The sequence below is a fragment of the Mesorhizobium sp. AA23 genome, from assembly GCF_001672435.1.
Taxonomy (GTDB): domain Bacteria; phylum Pseudomonadota; class Alphaproteobacteria; order Rhizobiales; family Rhizobiaceae; genus Mesorhizobium.
This window is the reverse complement of record NZ_LYTP01000012.1, coordinates 675,972-691,544: the sequence shown is the minus strand read 5'-3', so window position 1 is coordinate 691,544 and position 15,573 is coordinate 675,972. Positions and strand designations below refer to the sequence as shown.

Here is a 15,573-nt window from a genome sequence, read left to right as displayed (position 1 = left end):
TTATCAGGCGCGATCCATCAGAGCCCGAGGCTCCTTCACCGCGTGTGAGCCTCTGTTATTCGTGCGCTCATAGAGCTCACGGACGATTCGGCTGGCGGTAGTCTCGAACAGAAATGGCAAGAAAGCGTGAACGAGGGCGGCGCCCGCGGCCATCGACAGGCGGGAGCAGAACCAGGCGGCGAAGGCCATGTGGCCGAAATAGGTTTCGCCAACCTTGGCCGGGTGAGACGTAAAGAGCGCCGAAAACCGCGTCGTCATGGTGATCCCTCCTGCCGGGATGAGCCCCGATATTGTGTATCCTGCCACGAGTTGAAGGTTCATCGATCCCAAATTGTCCTTGTGTCTAGCCCTATTTTGGGACATTTATCCCAAGAATGGCATATGATATCGACGAAACTGATCGGAGATTGCTGGCCGAACTGCAGCGCGACGGCACGCTTTCCGTCGACCAGTTGTCGGAGCGCGTGGCCTTGTCCCGCAACGCCTGCTGGCGGCGCGTGAAGCGGCTGGAGGAGGAGGGCGTCATTACTGGGCGCGTGGCGCTGGTCGATGCCGACAAGCTTGGACTCGGGCTTTCGGTGTTCATCCTGATCCGCACGTCGAACCACGACCCGGACTGGCTGCAAAAGTTCCGGGCGGCGGTGACGGGCTTTGCCGAGATCACCGGCGTCTACCGCATGTCGGGCGACCTCGACTATGTGCTGAGAGCCCGCGTCGCCGACGTGAAAGCCTATGACAGGCTCTATCAGCGGCTGATCGCCAAGGTGCCGCTGTCGGACGTCTCCGCTTCCTTCGTCATGGAGGAGATCAAGGAGACGACCGTCGTTCCGGTGGAGTTGCGCTGACGCGGAACCGCATTGAAAGAAAGGCGTTGATAGCGTCGCGGCCGGGTTGACCGAATCGGCAGCCGCGCCGATAGGAATGGGCTCATGCGCACGGCTGTCTATCCTTCCTCCGTCATCGGCCCCACCGTCGGTTTCGTCAGGCTTCCGCATGGCGAGGGCTTGCCGCTGCCGACCTATGAAAGCGCGGGCGCGGCCGGGATGGACCTGCGAGCCGCGGTGCCGGAAGACCGGCCGCTGCTTATCCTGCCCGGAAAACGCGCGCTGGTGCCGACCGGGCTGATCGTGGAAATCCCGGAAGGCATGGAAGGCCAGGTGCGGCCGCGCTCCGGCCTCGCCTTCAAACATGGGCTGACCGTGCTCAACACGCCCGGCACCATCGACAGCGATTACCGCGGCGAGGTGAAAGTGCTGCTCGTCAATCTTGGCGATGAGGACTTCGCGGTGACGCGCGGCATGCGGATCGCGCAGATCGTGTTTGCGGCAGTCACGCAGGTGGCCAGCGAAGAACGGGCGCTCGCCGGCGGCACGGCGCGCGGCGCCGGCGGTTTCGGATCGACCGGCACCGCCTAGATGCACGTCCCAAAACTGGTCATCTTCGATTGCGACGGGGTTCTGGTCGACACCGAGAACCTTGCCAATCGGCGCCTCGCCGACTGGCTTTGTGAAGCGGGCTTTCAAACCACATTCGAATATTGCCGCAAGACCTTCTCGGGCCGCAGCATGGCCTCGGTGCAGAAAGAGATCGAAGAGGCGACCGAGGCCCGGCTCGGCGCCGACTTCGTCGAACGCTGGAACGCCGGCCTGCCGGATCTATTCGCGCATGGCGTCGAGGCGATCCCTCACGTGCGCGATTTCATCGAAAAGGTGCGCGCCGCCGGTATTGCCTATTGCGTCGCCTCGTCGGCGCGGGTTTCGAAGATGCATATCACGCTCGGGCAGACCGGCTTGTTGCCGCTGTTCGAGCACGCTATGTTTTCCTCGACCATGGTCGGGCGCGGCAAGCCGTTCCCGGACCTTTTCCTGCATGCGGCAAAGACGATGGGCTTCGCGCCGGCCGACTGCATCGTCATCGAGGACAGCGTCGCCGGCACCCAGGCCGGCATTGCCGCCGGCATGCGCGTGTTTTCCTATCACGCCGATCCATTCTCGGATCGCGACGGGCTGGCGGAAGCCGGCGGCGTCCTGTTCGACGACATGCGCGACCTCGCAGGACTGGTGCCGATCCTTTGATCGGACATTGGAGCGGTTCCGCTTTCGTCGAATTGCCGACCCGCTCCAGCTACTTGTTTTTACGCAATTCCGGACGGAAAACTGTTTCAAATTCTTCCTGGAATTGCTCCGGGCTGTTCGGCGAAATCTTCCGTGCTAGCGTGCAGCCGTCAAACAGCCGGCGGCTCCCACCCCATGAAATTCACCCTGCTTCGCCTCGCCCTCGCTCTTGTGCTTCTGTCATGGCTTTGGGGCCCGGCGAGCGCGGAGAATGTCAGCTTTCCGGACTTTGCCAGCGCCATCCCCGGCCACAAGGACGTCACCTATCTCGACCTCGCCAGGATGGTCATCCCCGATCTGGCGTTGAACGCCGACGGCTTCTACCACGGCGGCTTGCCGATCGAAATGCGCCACGTCGCCGGTCCGGACAGCGGTGGCTCGCCGCCTGAAACGTCAAGCCTGCCCAATGCTGCGGTGCTTGCCATCAAGGCCGGCGGCAAGGACCGGCTGACCATGCTGTTCGATCTCGGCGACTCTCCCGACAGCGCCGAGGGCTATGCGGTGCTGGCGCTCTACGATCTGACCGGCGGCAAGCCGGCGCTGCTCGACGCGGTCAATGTCGCCGTCGATCGCAGCACCTATTTTCGCGAACCGAACAAACTGTCGGTCGGCGCCGGTGACGATATCCTCATCACCATGAGCACGCATTTCAATTCCAGCCAGGGCTATGTGATCACGCCGCTGATCATGGTGCGCAACGACAAGTTCGAACTGATCGACATGATCTACACGTTCGATGAAAGGCTATGCACCTACAGCCGCAAGCAGGACATCGCTTTTAAGGTTATTGCCGACGGCCGGCCGCATGCAGCGATCAAGGTGACGGTGACCGATGCCACGATCCCAAGCGGCGAAAGCTGCGACGATGCGGCGCCCGAGGCGTCCTCGAAGGACATTTCAGCCATCTATCATTGGGATAAGAAAACGTCGCGCTACGTGGCGGGTTCAGACGCCCTCAAACGGTTGTCAGCAGAGAACGAGAAACGCTTCTGAGCCGAGCGCATTCGTTTGCCCGAGCGGGGCGACCGCGATAAATTCCCGGCACGACCCATGATTGAGGACCCGCCATGGACAAGGGCAAGATTTTTCGCGATCTGCACGCCTCGACCTTCGTCATGCCCAATCCCTGGGATGTCGGCACGACTAAGCTTTTGGCTTCCTTCGGCTTCAAGGCGCTGGCCACGACCAGCGCCGGCTTCGCCTTCTCGCGCGGCCTGCCCGACGGCGCGGTGACGTTCGAGGCCATGATCCACCATTGCCGCGAAGTGACGGCGGCAACCGACCTGCCGGTTTCGGCCGATCTCGAGCGCGGCAAGGGCGACAGCGCCGAGCAGGCCGCAGAAACCATCTTCGCGGCGGAAGCCGCGGGCCTTGCCGGCTGCTCGATCGAGGACCATACGGGCGATCTAGAGTATCCAATTTACGAGTTCTCGCATGCAGTCGAACGCGTCGCCGCGGCCGCCGAGGCGGCGCGCGCCCTGAAGCACGATTTCGTCTTCACCGCGCGGGCCGAGAATTTCCTTTGGGGCAAGACCGATCTCGACGACACGATCAAGCGTCTGCAGGCTTTCGAGAAAGCCGGCGCCGACGTGCTCTACGCGCCGGGCCTGAGCGACATCGACACCGTGCGGACGGTCTGCTCCGCGGTCAGCAAGCCGGTCAATGTCATGGCGCGGCCGGGCTTCACCGTGGCCGACCTTGCCGCGGCCGGCGTAAAACGCGTCTCGCTCGGGCCATGGCTGACGAATTTCGCCTTTGGCATGCTGGAAACCGCTGCGCGGGAAATCCAGCAGGACGGCACCTTCGGCTTCACCCGTTCGGCGATGCCGTTCGGCAAGCTGCAGGCGCTGTTCCGCGGGGGCGGTACCGAGCAGGATTAGAGCGTTCAGCGTTTCACGGAAACACCGAACCGCTCTATCCCCTTGTTGCGCATTTCCGGACGGAAAACCGCTACGCACTTTTCCGGGAATTGGGCTGGACCGGGTCCCGCGCCGAAACCGCCTTGTGCAGACGCACCATCATGGCGGCGGCAAAGAGCGGGGTCAAAAGGTTGAGCAGCGGCACGGCAAGGAAGACCGCGATCAGCAGTCCGGCCAGGAATACCGTGCCCGCATACTTCCGGCGCAGCGCCTTGGCTTCGGCCTCGGGGCGGAAGCGCATGGCGGCGAACTCGAAGAATTCGCGGCCCAGCAGATATCCATTGACGATGAAGAAGGCGGCGAGGTTGATGCCTGGCACGAGGAGCAGCAGTAGGGCGACGATGTTGCCGAGGATCACGACGCCAAAGAATTTTATCGCCAGCGCCAGCGACTGGAGCACCGGCACGGCGCGGCCGGGCGGATCGCCGGGATAGTCGGTGCGCTCGACCACCTCGGCGATATCGTCGAGGAACAACCCGGCGACGATTGCCGTCACGGGTGCCACGAGCAGCGCCATGCCCATTGCCAACAGGATGCCGGCGATGATGCCGCTCAGCCATCCTGCCCAGGACGGCAGGCCGGGCACAAATGTCTGCAGCCACGGCCATGCCAGCCATTCGAGCAGGCTCTCGATGCCGGACCAAAGCGCCACCAAGGCGAGCAGCGTCAGGCCCAGCGTCTTCAGGAAGACGGAGCGGAATTCAGGTGAGAACAGCCGGCTGGCGGCGGCGCGGGCGGCATCGAGGATCACGGCAGGTCCAAGCCCTTACAGAGGAGCGACGATCCCGAGATAGGCGGGCTTGCTAAGCGGCGCAATTAAAGCGCGTCGCGTCGACGCGCCTTAGGTTTGTCTCGATGCATGTCGTCCTCCCAAAACCGCCATGCACTTTTGGGCGACATGCATTATTGCGCAAGCTTGGCCTGTCTGGCCGGAATGGTCATCGCCGCGACGCCAACGACGACGAAGCCCATGCCGAACCAGGCGCTCGGCCCGAGGCTTTCGCCCAGAAAGACGGCGCCGATGCCGACGCCGATCGGCACGCGCAGATAGGCCTGCGAAGTGGTGCCGACCGAGCCCAGCGTGTGGATAAGCCGGAAGAAGATCGAAAAGGCGAGCGCGGTGGAGAAGACCGAAAGCCCGAAGAGCGCCAGGATCGATTCCGTCGACGGCGTCAACGTCCAGGGCCGGTCGAAGACGAGGCTCAAGGGGATCAGGATCGCGGCGCCGCAGACCATCGAGCCGGCGGCCGGCACCATAGGATCCAGACCTCTGAAGTTTCGGCCAAAGATGGCGGCACCGGCATAGCAGACGGTGGCTGCGACGACCGCAAGCTGCGCCCAGAGCTGATGGCCGATGCCGCCAAGCGCCTCGGTGCCGACGATCAGGCAAATGCCGGCGATGCCGGCGCCGACGCCGACCAGCTTGCGCAATGTCACCGGCTCGTGGCGGGTGATCAGCGCCGTCAGCAGAAAGGTGAAGATCGGCGACGTCGCGTTGAGGATCGTGGCAAGGCCGGCGTCGATCGAACGTTCGGCGGCGGCGATCAGCGTGAACGGGATGACGCTGTTGAGGCAGGCCTGGAACATGAAGCGGCGCCACATGACCACCTCCCGCGGCATGACAAGGCCGCGCCAGCGGATGAGGCCAAGCAGAATGCCGCCGGCGATCAGCGTGCGCCCGGCGATGAAGGTCACTGGCGGGATCGTCTCGACGCCGATCTTGATGAAGGTGTAGGAGGCACCCCACAACACCGCCAGCAGGCCAAGCAGCGCCAGCTCGGTCGTCATCTCGGTCTTATCGGACATGGGATTTCGCGCCTTCAGCCTGTTTCGACGGTCCGTTCTAGCTCACACCGCGGCTTAGATGTTTCGATGACGCTCCAACCATAGCCGCCGTCGCCTCTAACGATATGGTCCAGTTCGGCGCGACGGCTGCCGCAGCAACCGGCCGGAAGTCGGCGAAGCGGAAACCGGTGCCGATTTTCGGGGTAGGCAAAGCGGCTGCGAGCCGCTAGACCCGCGCGCGGCCGGCGTGGCAGAAAGCCGGACAGTCGTTGGCGGAGACATTGATGCCGGAATATGACGTGCTTTGCATCGGCAATGCCATTGTCGACATCATCGCGCAATGCGACGAGGCCTTTCTGGAAACCAACGGCATCATCAAGGGCGCGATGAACCTCATCGACACTAGGCGCGCCGAGCTGCTCTACAGCCGCATGGGACCGGCGATCGAAGCTTCAGGCGGTAGCGCTGGCAACACGGCGGCGGGCGTGGCGAGCTTCGGCGGCCGCGCCGCTTTTTTCGGCAAGGTGTCGAACGATGCGCTCGGCGACATCTACAGCCATGATATCCGCGCCCAGGGCGTGGCCTTCGACACCAAGCCACTGCAAGGCGAGCCGCCGACGGCTCGCTCGATGATCTTCGTCACGCCGGACGGCGAGCGCTCGATGAACACCTATCTCGGCGCCTGCGTCGAGCTGGGGCCGGAGGACGTCGAGGCCGACAAGGCGGCCGGCGCCAAGGTCACCTATTTCGAGGGTTATCTGTGGGATCCGCCGCGCGCCAAGGAAGCGATCCGGCAGACCGCGAGGCTGGCGCATGCGGCGGGGCGCGAAGTGTCGATGACGCTGTCGGATTCTTTCTGCGTCGACCGCTACCGCGACGAGTTCCTCGATCTGATGCGCTCCGGCACGGTCGACATCGTCTTCGCCAACAGCCACGAGATCAAGTCGCTCTACCAGACCGCTTCCTTCGAGGACGCGCTGGCGGCGATACGCAAAGATTGCAAGATCGCCGCCGTTACTCGCTCGGAAAAGGGCTCGGTGATCGTGCGCGGCGACGAGACCGTCACTATTCATGCGACCACGATCAAGGAACTGGTCGACACGACCGGCGCGGGCGACCTTTATGCCGCCGGTTTCCTCTATGGATACACGACCGGACGCAGCCTCCAGGACTGCGGCGACCTCGGCTCACTGGCGGCCGGGCTGGTGATCCAGCAGATCGGCCCGCGACCGCGCCAGAATCTGCGCCGCGAAGCGGAACAGGCGGGCCTGCTTTAGTTCCGCCGCGTCATCCCGGTCGGGCGCCAAATGAACCCGGCTGTCGCGCCGCTGTCATAGATCGCTCCTAGAGGCACATTGGGCGTTCCGCGACTGACATTTCAGGACGGCCGCAGCAGTTGGGGTGTCAAAAATGCAAGACAGCAACCTTCACGGTCGCTGCGTCCGTCACCATTGCGATAGCCGCTTTCCGCTGTAGCCGTTCAACGACGGCCCAGTTTGGGAGAAGCGCGGCCCCGCAAGACAGATGCATGACCAGGTTTCAGAATCCGCCTGAAGGAACTTCGCAAGACGCCTTGGCCGGACTTGTGGCCGAGGCTGTGCGACAGGCTTTGATGCAGCATGGCGTCCTAATGGACGCGGAGGCGCTGATCTGCGCCACCGCGATGGCCGGCGGTGTTGCCGCCGCCCTTCCGTTCCAGGCGCAGCGGCTTGCCATCACCTCCTTCAAGGGCAGCTGGACCGGGCTCGCCTCCGAATTCTTCCGCGCGATGGCGGAGAAGATCGCGCGCGCCGAGCCGCGCGACGCAGGCAGCAGGGACGAAAATCCGAAGATCGGGGCCGGCAAGCCCATCCCGCGGCCCTTTGCCGAGCGGGTCTCCGAGCTGCAGTCGATGCTGATCGAAGACTGGGCCGGCGAGGTCGCCGGGTCGACCTATCTGGAAGAGAAGTTCCGTATACCTCGCTCGACGCTGCACCGCTGGCAAAGGCGCGCTGAGGTCGTCGCGCTGCGCAAAGGCGGCCGCAAGCATGTCTTCCCGCTCGCCCAGTTCATCGACGGCAGGCCGGCCCGCGGCATAAGCGAGGTGTTGGCGGCCATCACCAATCCGAGATTGGCCTGGTTCTGGCTCGCTCATCCCTGCCCCGAACTCGATGGCCGCGTCCCCATCGAAATGCTGCGCGAGAGGTCGGCACGTTGAAGACCTACACCGAAACGCGCTTCAACTTCGGTGACAAGAACCTGGTCACCTCCAACGGTGAGGTTGACACCAACCCCGCTGCCAACAAGGCGCCCGACCTGCATTTCGCCTGGATCCAGCTCGGCGGCCTGCGCGTCGGTAAGGACGAAACGCCTTATGACCAGTTCATCGGTTACGCGGGCAATGTCATCCAGGACACGATCATTCCGTACGGCGTCAAGGACACCAACGTCGTCAGCTACTACTTCGATGTGGACGGCGGCTTCTCGGGCGTCATCTCGCTCGAAGAGGGCTCCGGCGTGACCGGCACGATCGACAGCTATGTTCCGCATGTCGTCGGCGGCGTGAAGTACAAGGGCGACTGCGGTGCGGTCACCGGCGTCGTCGCCTATGACAGCAATTACGAGGAAGTCGCCGGCAAGGTTCGCTTGGACGTCAATGTCAGCAAGGAACTGTCGCTGTTCGTCATGGCCGGCTACGGCACCAACGACAACCTGAGCGACGATGCCGGCAACGCCATCGACGCCATGGCCGCGGCTTCTACAAGCCGTGGGCGGCAATTGGGCCGTCTGGGGCGGCGGCACCTACAAGTTCAACGACAAGACGGCGTTCAATCTCCAGGCTTCGGCCGACGACGACAAGAACTACGCTTTGGCGGCGAACGTCGCCTACACCATCGTGCCGGGCTACACGATCAAACCGAAGTCGACTGGAACCACTTCGGCCACTTCTACGACGGCACTCCGTTCGGCAACTGGACCAAGGCCGACAAGAAGGACAGCGTCGGCGGCATCGTCCGCTTCCAGCGCAATTTCTGATCGAAAGCTGCGACCCAAACAGAAAGGCCCGCGGCATCGCCACGGGCCTTTTTGCTTTTGAGTTCGGCAAAGGGCGGGGCGCGGCGGCCGCCCGTCAATTCCCCGCCGTATAGGCCGCGATCGCCGCCATGTTGACGATGTCTGAGTCCTTGGCGTTGAGCGAGACGATCTGCACCGGCTTGTTCAAACCGACCAGCAGCGGGCCGATGACGGTCGAGCCGCCGAGTTCCTGCAGCATCTTGGTCGAGATCGAGGCCGAGTGGAAGGCGGGCATGACCAGCACATTGGCCGAACCGGTCAGCCTGATGAACGGGTACTGCGCCATGGCGCGCGGGTTCAGCGCCACGTCGGCGGCCATCTCGCCGTCATATTCGAAGTCGACGCGGCGCTTGTCGAGGATGCGCACCGCCTCCTGCACCCGCTCGGAGCGCTCGCCCTGCGGATGACCGAAGGTGGAGTAGGCGAGCATCGCAATCCTCGGCTCGTAGCCCATGCGGCGGGCAAACCCGGCCGCCTCCTCGGCGATGTCGGCGATCTGCTCGGCATTCGGCATGTCGTGCACGGCGGTGTCGGCAACCAGCACGGTGCGACCCCTTGCCAGCACGATCGAAACGCCGATCACGCGGTGGCCTGGCTTGGCGTCGATGACGCGGCGCACGTCGTCGAGCGCGGTGGAATAGTTGCGGGTCACGCCGGTGACGATGCCGTCGGCGTCGCCCAGCGCCACCATGCAGGCGGCGAAATGGTTGCGGTCGTTGTTGATCAGGCGCTGACAGTCGCGGAACAGGTAGCCCTTGCGCTGCATGCGTTCGTAGAGATAGTCGGTGTAGATCCCATTGCGGCGCGACAGCCTGGCATTGATGATCTCGAGGCCTTGCTTGTTGAGTTCGATACCGGCGTTGCGGGCATTCTCCTTGATGACGTCGTCGCGGCCGAGCAGGATCGCCGTGCCCAGCCTCTGGTTCACATAGGAGACGGCGGCGCGCATCACCTGCTCCTCCTCCCCTTCGGCGAAGACGATGCGCTTGGGCTGGCGGCGGACGCGGTCGTAGATGCGCTGCAAGGTCGAGGCGATCGGATCTCGGCGGGCGGAGAGCTCATGCGCGTAGCGGTCGAGATCGAGGATCGGCTTGCGGGCGACGCCGGACTCCATCGCGGCCCTGGCCACGGCAAGCGGGATCGCCGAGATCAGGCGCGGATCGAAGGGCACCGGGATGATGTAGTTGGGGCCGAATTTCGGCCGGTTGCCCTGATAGGCGGCGGCGACGTCGTCGGGCACGTCCTGGCGCGCCAGCTCGGCGAGGGCGCGTGCGGCGGCGATTTTCATCTCGTCATTGATGGTGGTGGCCCTGACATCCAGCGCGCCGCGGAAGATGTAGGGAAAGCCCAGCACATTGTTGACCTGGTTCGGGTAATCCGAGCGGCCGGTGGCCATGATGGCGTCGGTGCGGATCTCGCCCACTTCCTCGGGCGTGATCTCCGGATCCGGATTGGCCATCGCGAAGATAATCGGGTTCTTGGCCATCGACTGCACCATGGCGGGGGTCAGCGCGCCCTTGGCGGAAAGCCCGAGAAAGACGTCGCAGCCGTCAAGCGCCTCGGCGAGCGAGCGCGCCTCGGTCTTGACCGCATGCGCCGACTTCCACTGGTTCATGCCTTCGGTGCGGCCCTGGAAGACCACGCCCTTGGTGTCGCACAGGATGATATTTTCCGGCGAAAAACCCATCGCCTTCATCAATTCGATACAGGCGATGCCCGCTGCACCCGCGCCGTTGCAGACCATTTTCGTGGTCTTCATGTCGCGGCCGGTGATCTCCAGCGCGTTGATCAGCCCGGCGGCCGAGATGATGGCGGTACCGTGCTGGTCGTCGTGGAAGACGGGGATGTCCATCAGCTCGCGGAGCCGCTGCTCGATGATGAAGCATTCCGGCGCTTTGATGTCCTCGAGATTGATGCCGCCGAAGGATGGTCCGAGGAAGCGCACGCAGTTGATGAATTCGTCGGCGTCCTCGGTCGCCACTTCGAGGTCGATCGAATCGACATCGGCGAAGCGCTTGAACAGCACCGACTTGCCTTCCATGACCGGCTTCGAAGCCAGGGCGCCGAGATTGCCAAGACCGAGAATTGCGGTGCCATTGGAGATGACGGCGACCATGTTGCCGCGCGTCGTGTAGTCGAAGGCGCGGCTTGGATCCTCCGCAATTGCGCGCACAGGAACGGCGACGCCCGGCGAATAGGCGAGGCTCAGATCGCGTTGCGTGGCCATCGGCTTGGTGGCGACGATCTCCAGCTTGCCCGGCCGACCCATGGCGTGGAATTCGAGCGCCTCCTGCGCGCTGACGGAGGGCCCGCTGCTTTCGGTTTTCCTGGCCATGATGCTTTTGATTTCCTCGCCTGTGCGGCACCGCTTGGGACGGCTGCTTGCTTATGGTTCCCACCGATTAAGGCTACACGCGGCGACTGTAAACCGACAAGCCGGGCGAAGCTGCTTCAACGCAGAAGGCCGGCAATGCGGCGGACCGATTGACGGCGAGCTGGCAGCATGGCTCGCGCTTTCCCCTGCTTTTCGAGCCTCCGGCATTAAACCGCCCTGCCACATCTGCTAGCGTTCGGGCATGAACATGCACATGCCGACCGATACCGATGCCCAGGAAACGACGACGCCGGCGCCCACCATGGGCGGCGTTACGCCGATGATGGAGCAGTATATCGAGATCAAGGCGGCGAACCCGGATTCGCTTCTGTTCTACCGCATGGGCGATTTCTACGAGCTGTTCTTCGACGACGCCGAAAAGGCGAGCCAGGCGCTCGGCATCGTGCTCACCCGGCGCGGCAAGCACCAGGGCCACGACATCCCGATGTGCGGCGTGCCGGTGCATGCGGCGGACGACTATCTGCAGAAGCTGATCGCGCAAGGCTTCCGCGTTGCCGTGTGCGAGCAGATCGAGGACCCGGCGGAAGCCAAGAAGCGTGGCTCGAAATCGGTGGTGCGCCGCGACGTGGTGCGGCTGGTCACGCCGGGCACCATCACCGAGGACAAGCTGCTTGCACCCTCGGAGTCGAGCTTCCTGATGGCGCTGGGGCGAGTGAAGGGTGGCAATGCAGCCAGCCAAGGCAGTTTCGCGCTTGCCTGGATCGACATCTCGACGGGCGCGTTTCGGGTGGCTGAAACCTCGGCCGAACGGCTGCTTGCCGACATTTTCCGCGTCGATCCGCGCGAGCTGATCGTCGCCGAGCCGGTGTTCCATGACGCGGAGCTGCGGCCGGTCTTCGACGTGCTCGGCCGGGTCGCCAACCCGCAGCCGCCGTCGCTGTTCGATTCGGCGTCGGCCACGGGCCGCATCGCCCGCTTCTTCGAGGTGGCGACCCCGGACAGTTTCGGCAGTTTTTCGCGTGCCGAGCTGTCGGCGATCTCGGGCGCCATCGCCTACGTCGAGAAGACGCAGAAGGTCGAGCGGCCGCCGCTGTCGCGGCCGGAGCGCGAGGAGAACGGCTCGACGCTTTTCATCGACCCGGCGACGCGCGCCAATCTGGAACTCCTGCGCACGCTATCCGGCAGCCGCGAGGGCTCGCTGTTCAAGGCGATCGACCGGACCGTGACCGGGGGCGGGGCGAGACTGCTCGCCGACCGGCTGATGGCGCCGCTGACCGACCCGGCATTGATTTCCGCTAGGCTGGATTCGGTGTCGTTCTTTCGCGCCGAAGCGCGGCTTTGCCAGGGATTGCGAACGAGCCTGAAAAGTGTCGCCGACATGCCGAGGGCGCTCTCCAGGCTGGCGCTCCACCGCGGCGGCCCGCGCGACCTTGGCGCGCTCAGCGCCGGCTTCGAGGCCGCGGGCGCGATCGCCGCACTGTTTGCGACGACGGCGCTCCCCGCCGAACTCGCCGCGGCGCTCGCGGCGATCCATGGCTTGCCCAAGGCGCTCGCCCGCCATCTCGGCGAGGCGCTCGACGACGAATTGCCGCTCATCAGGCGCGACGGCGGCTTCGTGCGATCAGGCTACAATGCCGAACTCGACGAGATGCGGGCGTTGCGCGATGAGTCGCGAAAGGTGATCGCCGGGCTGGAGCGCTCATTGATCGAAGAGACCGGCATCCGCTCGCTGAAGATCCGGCACAACAATGTGCTCGGCTACTATATCGAGGTGACGGCCAACCATCATTCGATCATGACCGGCAGCGACGCTGCGAAGGCGCGCTTCATCCATCGCCAGACCATGGCCAACGCCATGCGCTTCACCACGACGGAACTGGCGGAGCTGGAATCGAAGATCGCCAATGCCGCCGATAAGGCGCTGAGCATCGAGCTTGCCACCTTCGACCGGCTGACGGCGGAAGTGGTGAGCGAGGCCGACAGCATCCGCGCCGGGGCCGAGGCACTTGCAGTCCTCGACGTATCGTCGGCCTTGGCGCTGCTTTCCGAAAGGGAGGGCTGGTGCCGGCCGGTCGTGGATTCCAGCCTCGCCTTCGAGATTGCCGGCGGCCGCCACCCGGTGGTCGAACAGGCGCTCAGGCGATCAGGCGAAGGTCCGTTCGTCGCCAATGACTGCGACCTCTCGCCTGAAAACGGGGCAAAGGCCGGCGCCATCTGGCTGCTCACCGGCCCGAACATGGGCGGCAAGTCGACCTTCCTGAGGCAGAACGCGCTGATCGCCATCCTTGCCCAGACCGGCTCCTTCGTGCCGGCCGAAAGCACCCATATCGGTGTCGTCGACCGGCTGTTCTCGCGCGTCGGCGCCTCGGACGATCTCGCTCGCGGCCGCTCGACCTTCATGGTCGAGATGGTCGAGACCGCGGCGATCCTAAACCAGGCCGGGGAGCGGGCACTGGTCATCCTTGACGAGATCGGCCGCGGCACCGCGACCTTCGACGGTCTGTCGATCGCCTGGGCGGCGGTCGAATATCTGCATGAGAAGAACCGTTGTCGTGCGATCTTCGCCACACATTTCCACGAGATGACGGCGCTGGCCGGCAAGCTTTCGCGGCTCTCCAACGTCACCATGCGGGTCAAGGAATGGGAAGGCGACGTCGTCTTCCTGCACGAGGTCGGCAAGGGTGCCGCCGACCGTTCGTACGGCGTGCAGGTAGCTCGGCTCGCCGGACTGCCGGAAGCGGTGGTGGCGCGCGCCAAGGAAGTGCTGCACCAGCTCGAGGAAGGCGAAGTTTCCGGCAAGACCAACCGGCTGGTCGACGATCTGCCGCTGTTTTCGGTGGCGGTGAAGCGCGAAGCGCCGAAGCCGGCGAAGAACGATGTCCTGGGCGAAGCACTGGGCGCGATCAATCCGGACGAGATGACGCCAAGGGAGGCGCTGGAGGCGCTCTACAGGCTGAAGGGGCTGGCGGCGAAATAAGGCTTTCCAGCGTCATTGCGAGCGCGCCTAGATCATCTCCAGCCCGCGCTTGCGCGTCGGCGGCGGGAAGGCGCGGTCAAGTTCGGCAAGGTCTTCCGCCGTCAGGACGATGTCGAGCGCCGCAGCATTCTGGCGGACGTGCTCCTGCCGGCTGGCCTTCGGGATGGCAACGACGCCTTTCTGCGTCATTACCCAGGCAAGCGCGATCTGCGCGGCGGTGGCGTTGTGGCGGGCGGCAACGGCGTCGAGTCTGGCGTTGCGCGCCAGCGCGCCCTGCTCGACCGGCGAATAGGCCATCAGCGGGATGCCGCGCTCAAGGCTCCAGGGCGCGAGGTCGAATTCCGGACCGCGCCGAGAGAGATTGTAGAGGACCTGGTTGGTTTGGACGTGGGCGCCGGAGGGTAGGCCGACCAGTTCCTCCATCTCGTCGGTATCGAAATTGCTGACGCCCCAATGGCGGATCTTGCCGGCCGCCTTCAAGGCCTCGAAGGCTCCGATCGTTTCCGACAGCGGCACGCTGCCCGGCCAGTGCAGCAGATAGAGGTCGATGCGGTCGGTGGCGAGCCGTTTCAGACTGTTCTCGCAGGCCCGCTTGACGCCGGCGCGCGAGGCGTTGGACGGCAGTACCTTGGAAACCAGAAAAGTCTCGTCGCGGCGTCCGGCGATGGCTTCCGCCACCACCTCCTCGGCGCCGCCGCCGGCATACATTTCCGCCGTATCGATAAGCGTGATGCCGAGATCCAGCCCAAGCCTCAGCGCCGCGACCTCGTCGGCGCGGCGCCGGCCGTCCTCACCCATCTTCCACGTGCCTTGACCCAGCACCGGAACGGCTTCGCCTGACGGCAGGAAAGTGGTTCTGATTTTAGAAGACATGGCCCGCTCCGCGTGAGGCTGGATCGCAGCACAAGCATGGCCGAAAATCCAGGCCGAAGTCCTCGCCTTCGTCCGGGATTTCCGGCGCGGGGAACTAGTTCACCGGATGCTTGGCAAGCCAATCCTGCATTTTTTTGATCTCGGCTTCCTGCGCCTTGACGACGTTCTCGGCGAGCTTGCGGATTTCCGGGTCCTTGCCGTTGGCGATCACCACCTTGGCCATGTCGATGGCTCCCTGGTGATGCGGGATCATGCCGCGGACGAAATCGACATCGGCATTGCCGGTGTAGTTGAGCATCATGTCCTTGTGCATCTTGTCCATGGCCGCCTTGTAGCCAGCGGTTGCGGGGCTGTCCGCGCCCATGGCCATCCCGGACATGTCGTGCTTCATTTCGTCCGATTGCGCGGGCACGCTTTCGAGGAACACCGCGATCAGCATTCCCGCCGCCATCAGCAGCAGCACAATCTTCTTGGCCAAGGTCATCCAATATCTCCTGTTGAATGGAATGTCGTATT

The 15,573-nt window shown here is 64.2% G+C and carries 14 protein-coding genes and 1 pseudogene; 9 read left to right on the top strand and 6 right to left on the bottom strand.

Annotated elements, in window-relative coordinates:
* Window positions 1-3: 3 nt before the first annotated feature.
* Window positions 4-258, bottom strand: a complete 255-nt coding sequence (locus A9K66_RS13935) for a DUF6356 family protein (protein WP_067324732.1) — start codon at window positions 256-258, stop codon at window positions 4-6.
* 116 nt (window positions 259-374) lie between these two features.
* Between A9K66_RS13935 and A9K66_RS13930 the strand changes: the two genes are divergently transcribed.
* From A9K66_RS13930 to A9K66_RS13910, 5 genes are all read left to right on the top strand, one after another.
* Window positions 375-845, top strand: a complete 471-nt coding sequence (locus A9K66_RS13930; protein WP_067003562.1) for an Lrp/AsnC family transcriptional regulator — start codon at window positions 375-377, stop codon at window positions 843-845.
* Window positions 846-929: 84 nt separating this feature from the next.
* Entirely contained in the window at window positions 930-1,415 is a 486-nt protein-coding gene (dut, locus tag A9K66_RS13925) for a dUTP diphosphatase (RefSeq protein WP_067324332.1), read from the top strand.
* Window positions 1,416-2,075: an HAD family phosphatase gene (locus tag A9K66_RS13920; protein WP_067324330.1), complete on the top strand. Its 660-nt coding sequence runs from the start codon at window positions 1,416-1,418 to the stop codon at window positions 2,073-2,075.
* Window positions 2,076-2,249: 174 nt separating this feature from the next.
* Entirely contained in the window at window positions 2,250-3,107 is an 858-nt protein-coding gene (locus A9K66_RS13915; RefSeq protein ID WP_067324328.1) for a hypothetical protein, read from the top strand.
* 74 nt (window positions 3,108-3,181) lie between these two features.
* Entirely contained in the window at window positions 3,182-3,994 is an 813-nt protein-coding gene (locus tag A9K66_RS13910; protein ID WP_067324326.1) for an oxaloacetate decarboxylase, read from the top strand.
* A 70-nt stretch (window positions 3,995-4,064) separates the two neighbouring features.
* On the opposite strand, the gene A9K66_RS13905 is transcribed toward A9K66_RS13910, so the two are convergent.
* Both A9K66_RS13905 and A9K66_RS13900 read right to left on the bottom strand, forming a co-directional pair.
* Entirely contained in the window at window positions 4,065-4,784 is a 720-nt protein-coding gene (locus tag A9K66_RS13905) for a sulfate transporter family protein (RefSeq protein WP_067324324.1), read from the bottom strand.
* A gap of 152 nt (window positions 4,785-4,936) precedes the next feature.
* Window positions 4,937-5,839 carry an EamA family transporter gene (locus A9K66_RS13900; RefSeq protein WP_067324322.1) on the bottom strand — a complete coding sequence of 301 codons (903 nt, stop codon included), beginning with the start codon at window positions 5,837-5,839 and terminating at the stop codon, window positions 4,937-4,939.
* 263 nt (window positions 5,840-6,102) lie between these two features.
* Here A9K66_RS13900 and A9K66_RS13895 point away from each other — a divergent pair, with 263 nt between their 5' ends.
* From A9K66_RS13895 to A9K66_RS13885, 3 genes and pseudogenes are all read left to right on the top strand, one after another.
* Complete coding sequence (locus tag A9K66_RS13895) at window positions 6,103-7,095, top strand: adenosine kinase (RefSeq protein ID WP_067324320.1); 993 nt, start codon at window positions 6,103-6,105, stop codon at window positions 7,093-7,095.
* A 251-nt stretch (window positions 7,096-7,346) separates the two neighbouring features.
* Window positions 7,347-8,015 carry a hypothetical protein gene (locus tag A9K66_RS13890; RefSeq protein WP_067324318.1) on the top strand — a complete coding sequence of 223 codons (669 nt, stop codon included), beginning with the start codon at window positions 7,347-7,349 and terminating at the stop codon, window positions 8,013-8,015.
* A pseudogene (locus A9K66_RS13885) lies at window positions 8,000-8,833 on the top strand (porin); the annotation flags it as partial. The gene A9K66_RS13890 and the pseudogene A9K66_RS13885, both read left to right, overlap by 16 nt.
* Before the next feature lie 94 nt (window positions 8,834-8,927).
* Here the strand turns inward: A9K66_RS13885 and A9K66_RS13880 are convergent.
* A complete protein-coding gene (locus A9K66_RS13880) occupies window positions 8,928-11,207 on the bottom strand; it encodes an NADP-dependent malic enzyme (RefSeq protein WP_067324316.1) in 2,280 nt (759 codons plus the stop codon).
* A gap of 253 nt (window positions 11,208-11,460) precedes the next feature.
* Between A9K66_RS13880 and mutS the strand changes: the two genes are divergently transcribed.
* The gene (mutS, locus tag A9K66_RS13875) at window positions 11,461-14,184 is read left to right on the top strand and encodes a DNA mismatch repair protein MutS (RefSeq protein ID WP_245307506.1); all 2,724 of its coding nucleotides are present in this window, start codon (window positions 11,461-11,463) and stop codon (window positions 14,182-14,184) included.
* A 27-nt stretch (window positions 14,185-14,211) separates the two neighbouring features.
* Here the strand turns inward: mutS and A9K66_RS13870 are convergent, their stop codons facing one another.
* Window positions 14,212-15,057, bottom strand: a complete 846-nt coding sequence (locus A9K66_RS13870; RefSeq protein WP_067324312.1) for an aldo/keto reductase — start codon at window positions 15,055-15,057, stop codon at window positions 14,212-14,214.
* Window positions 15,058-15,151: 94 nt separating this feature from the next.
* The gene (locus tag A9K66_RS13865; protein WP_067324310.1) at window positions 15,152-15,541 is read right to left on the bottom strand and encodes a DUF305 domain-containing protein; all 390 of its coding nucleotides are present in this window, start codon (window positions 15,539-15,541) and stop codon (window positions 15,152-15,154) included.
* Between the last annotated feature and the right edge of the window lie 32 nt (window positions 15,542-15,573).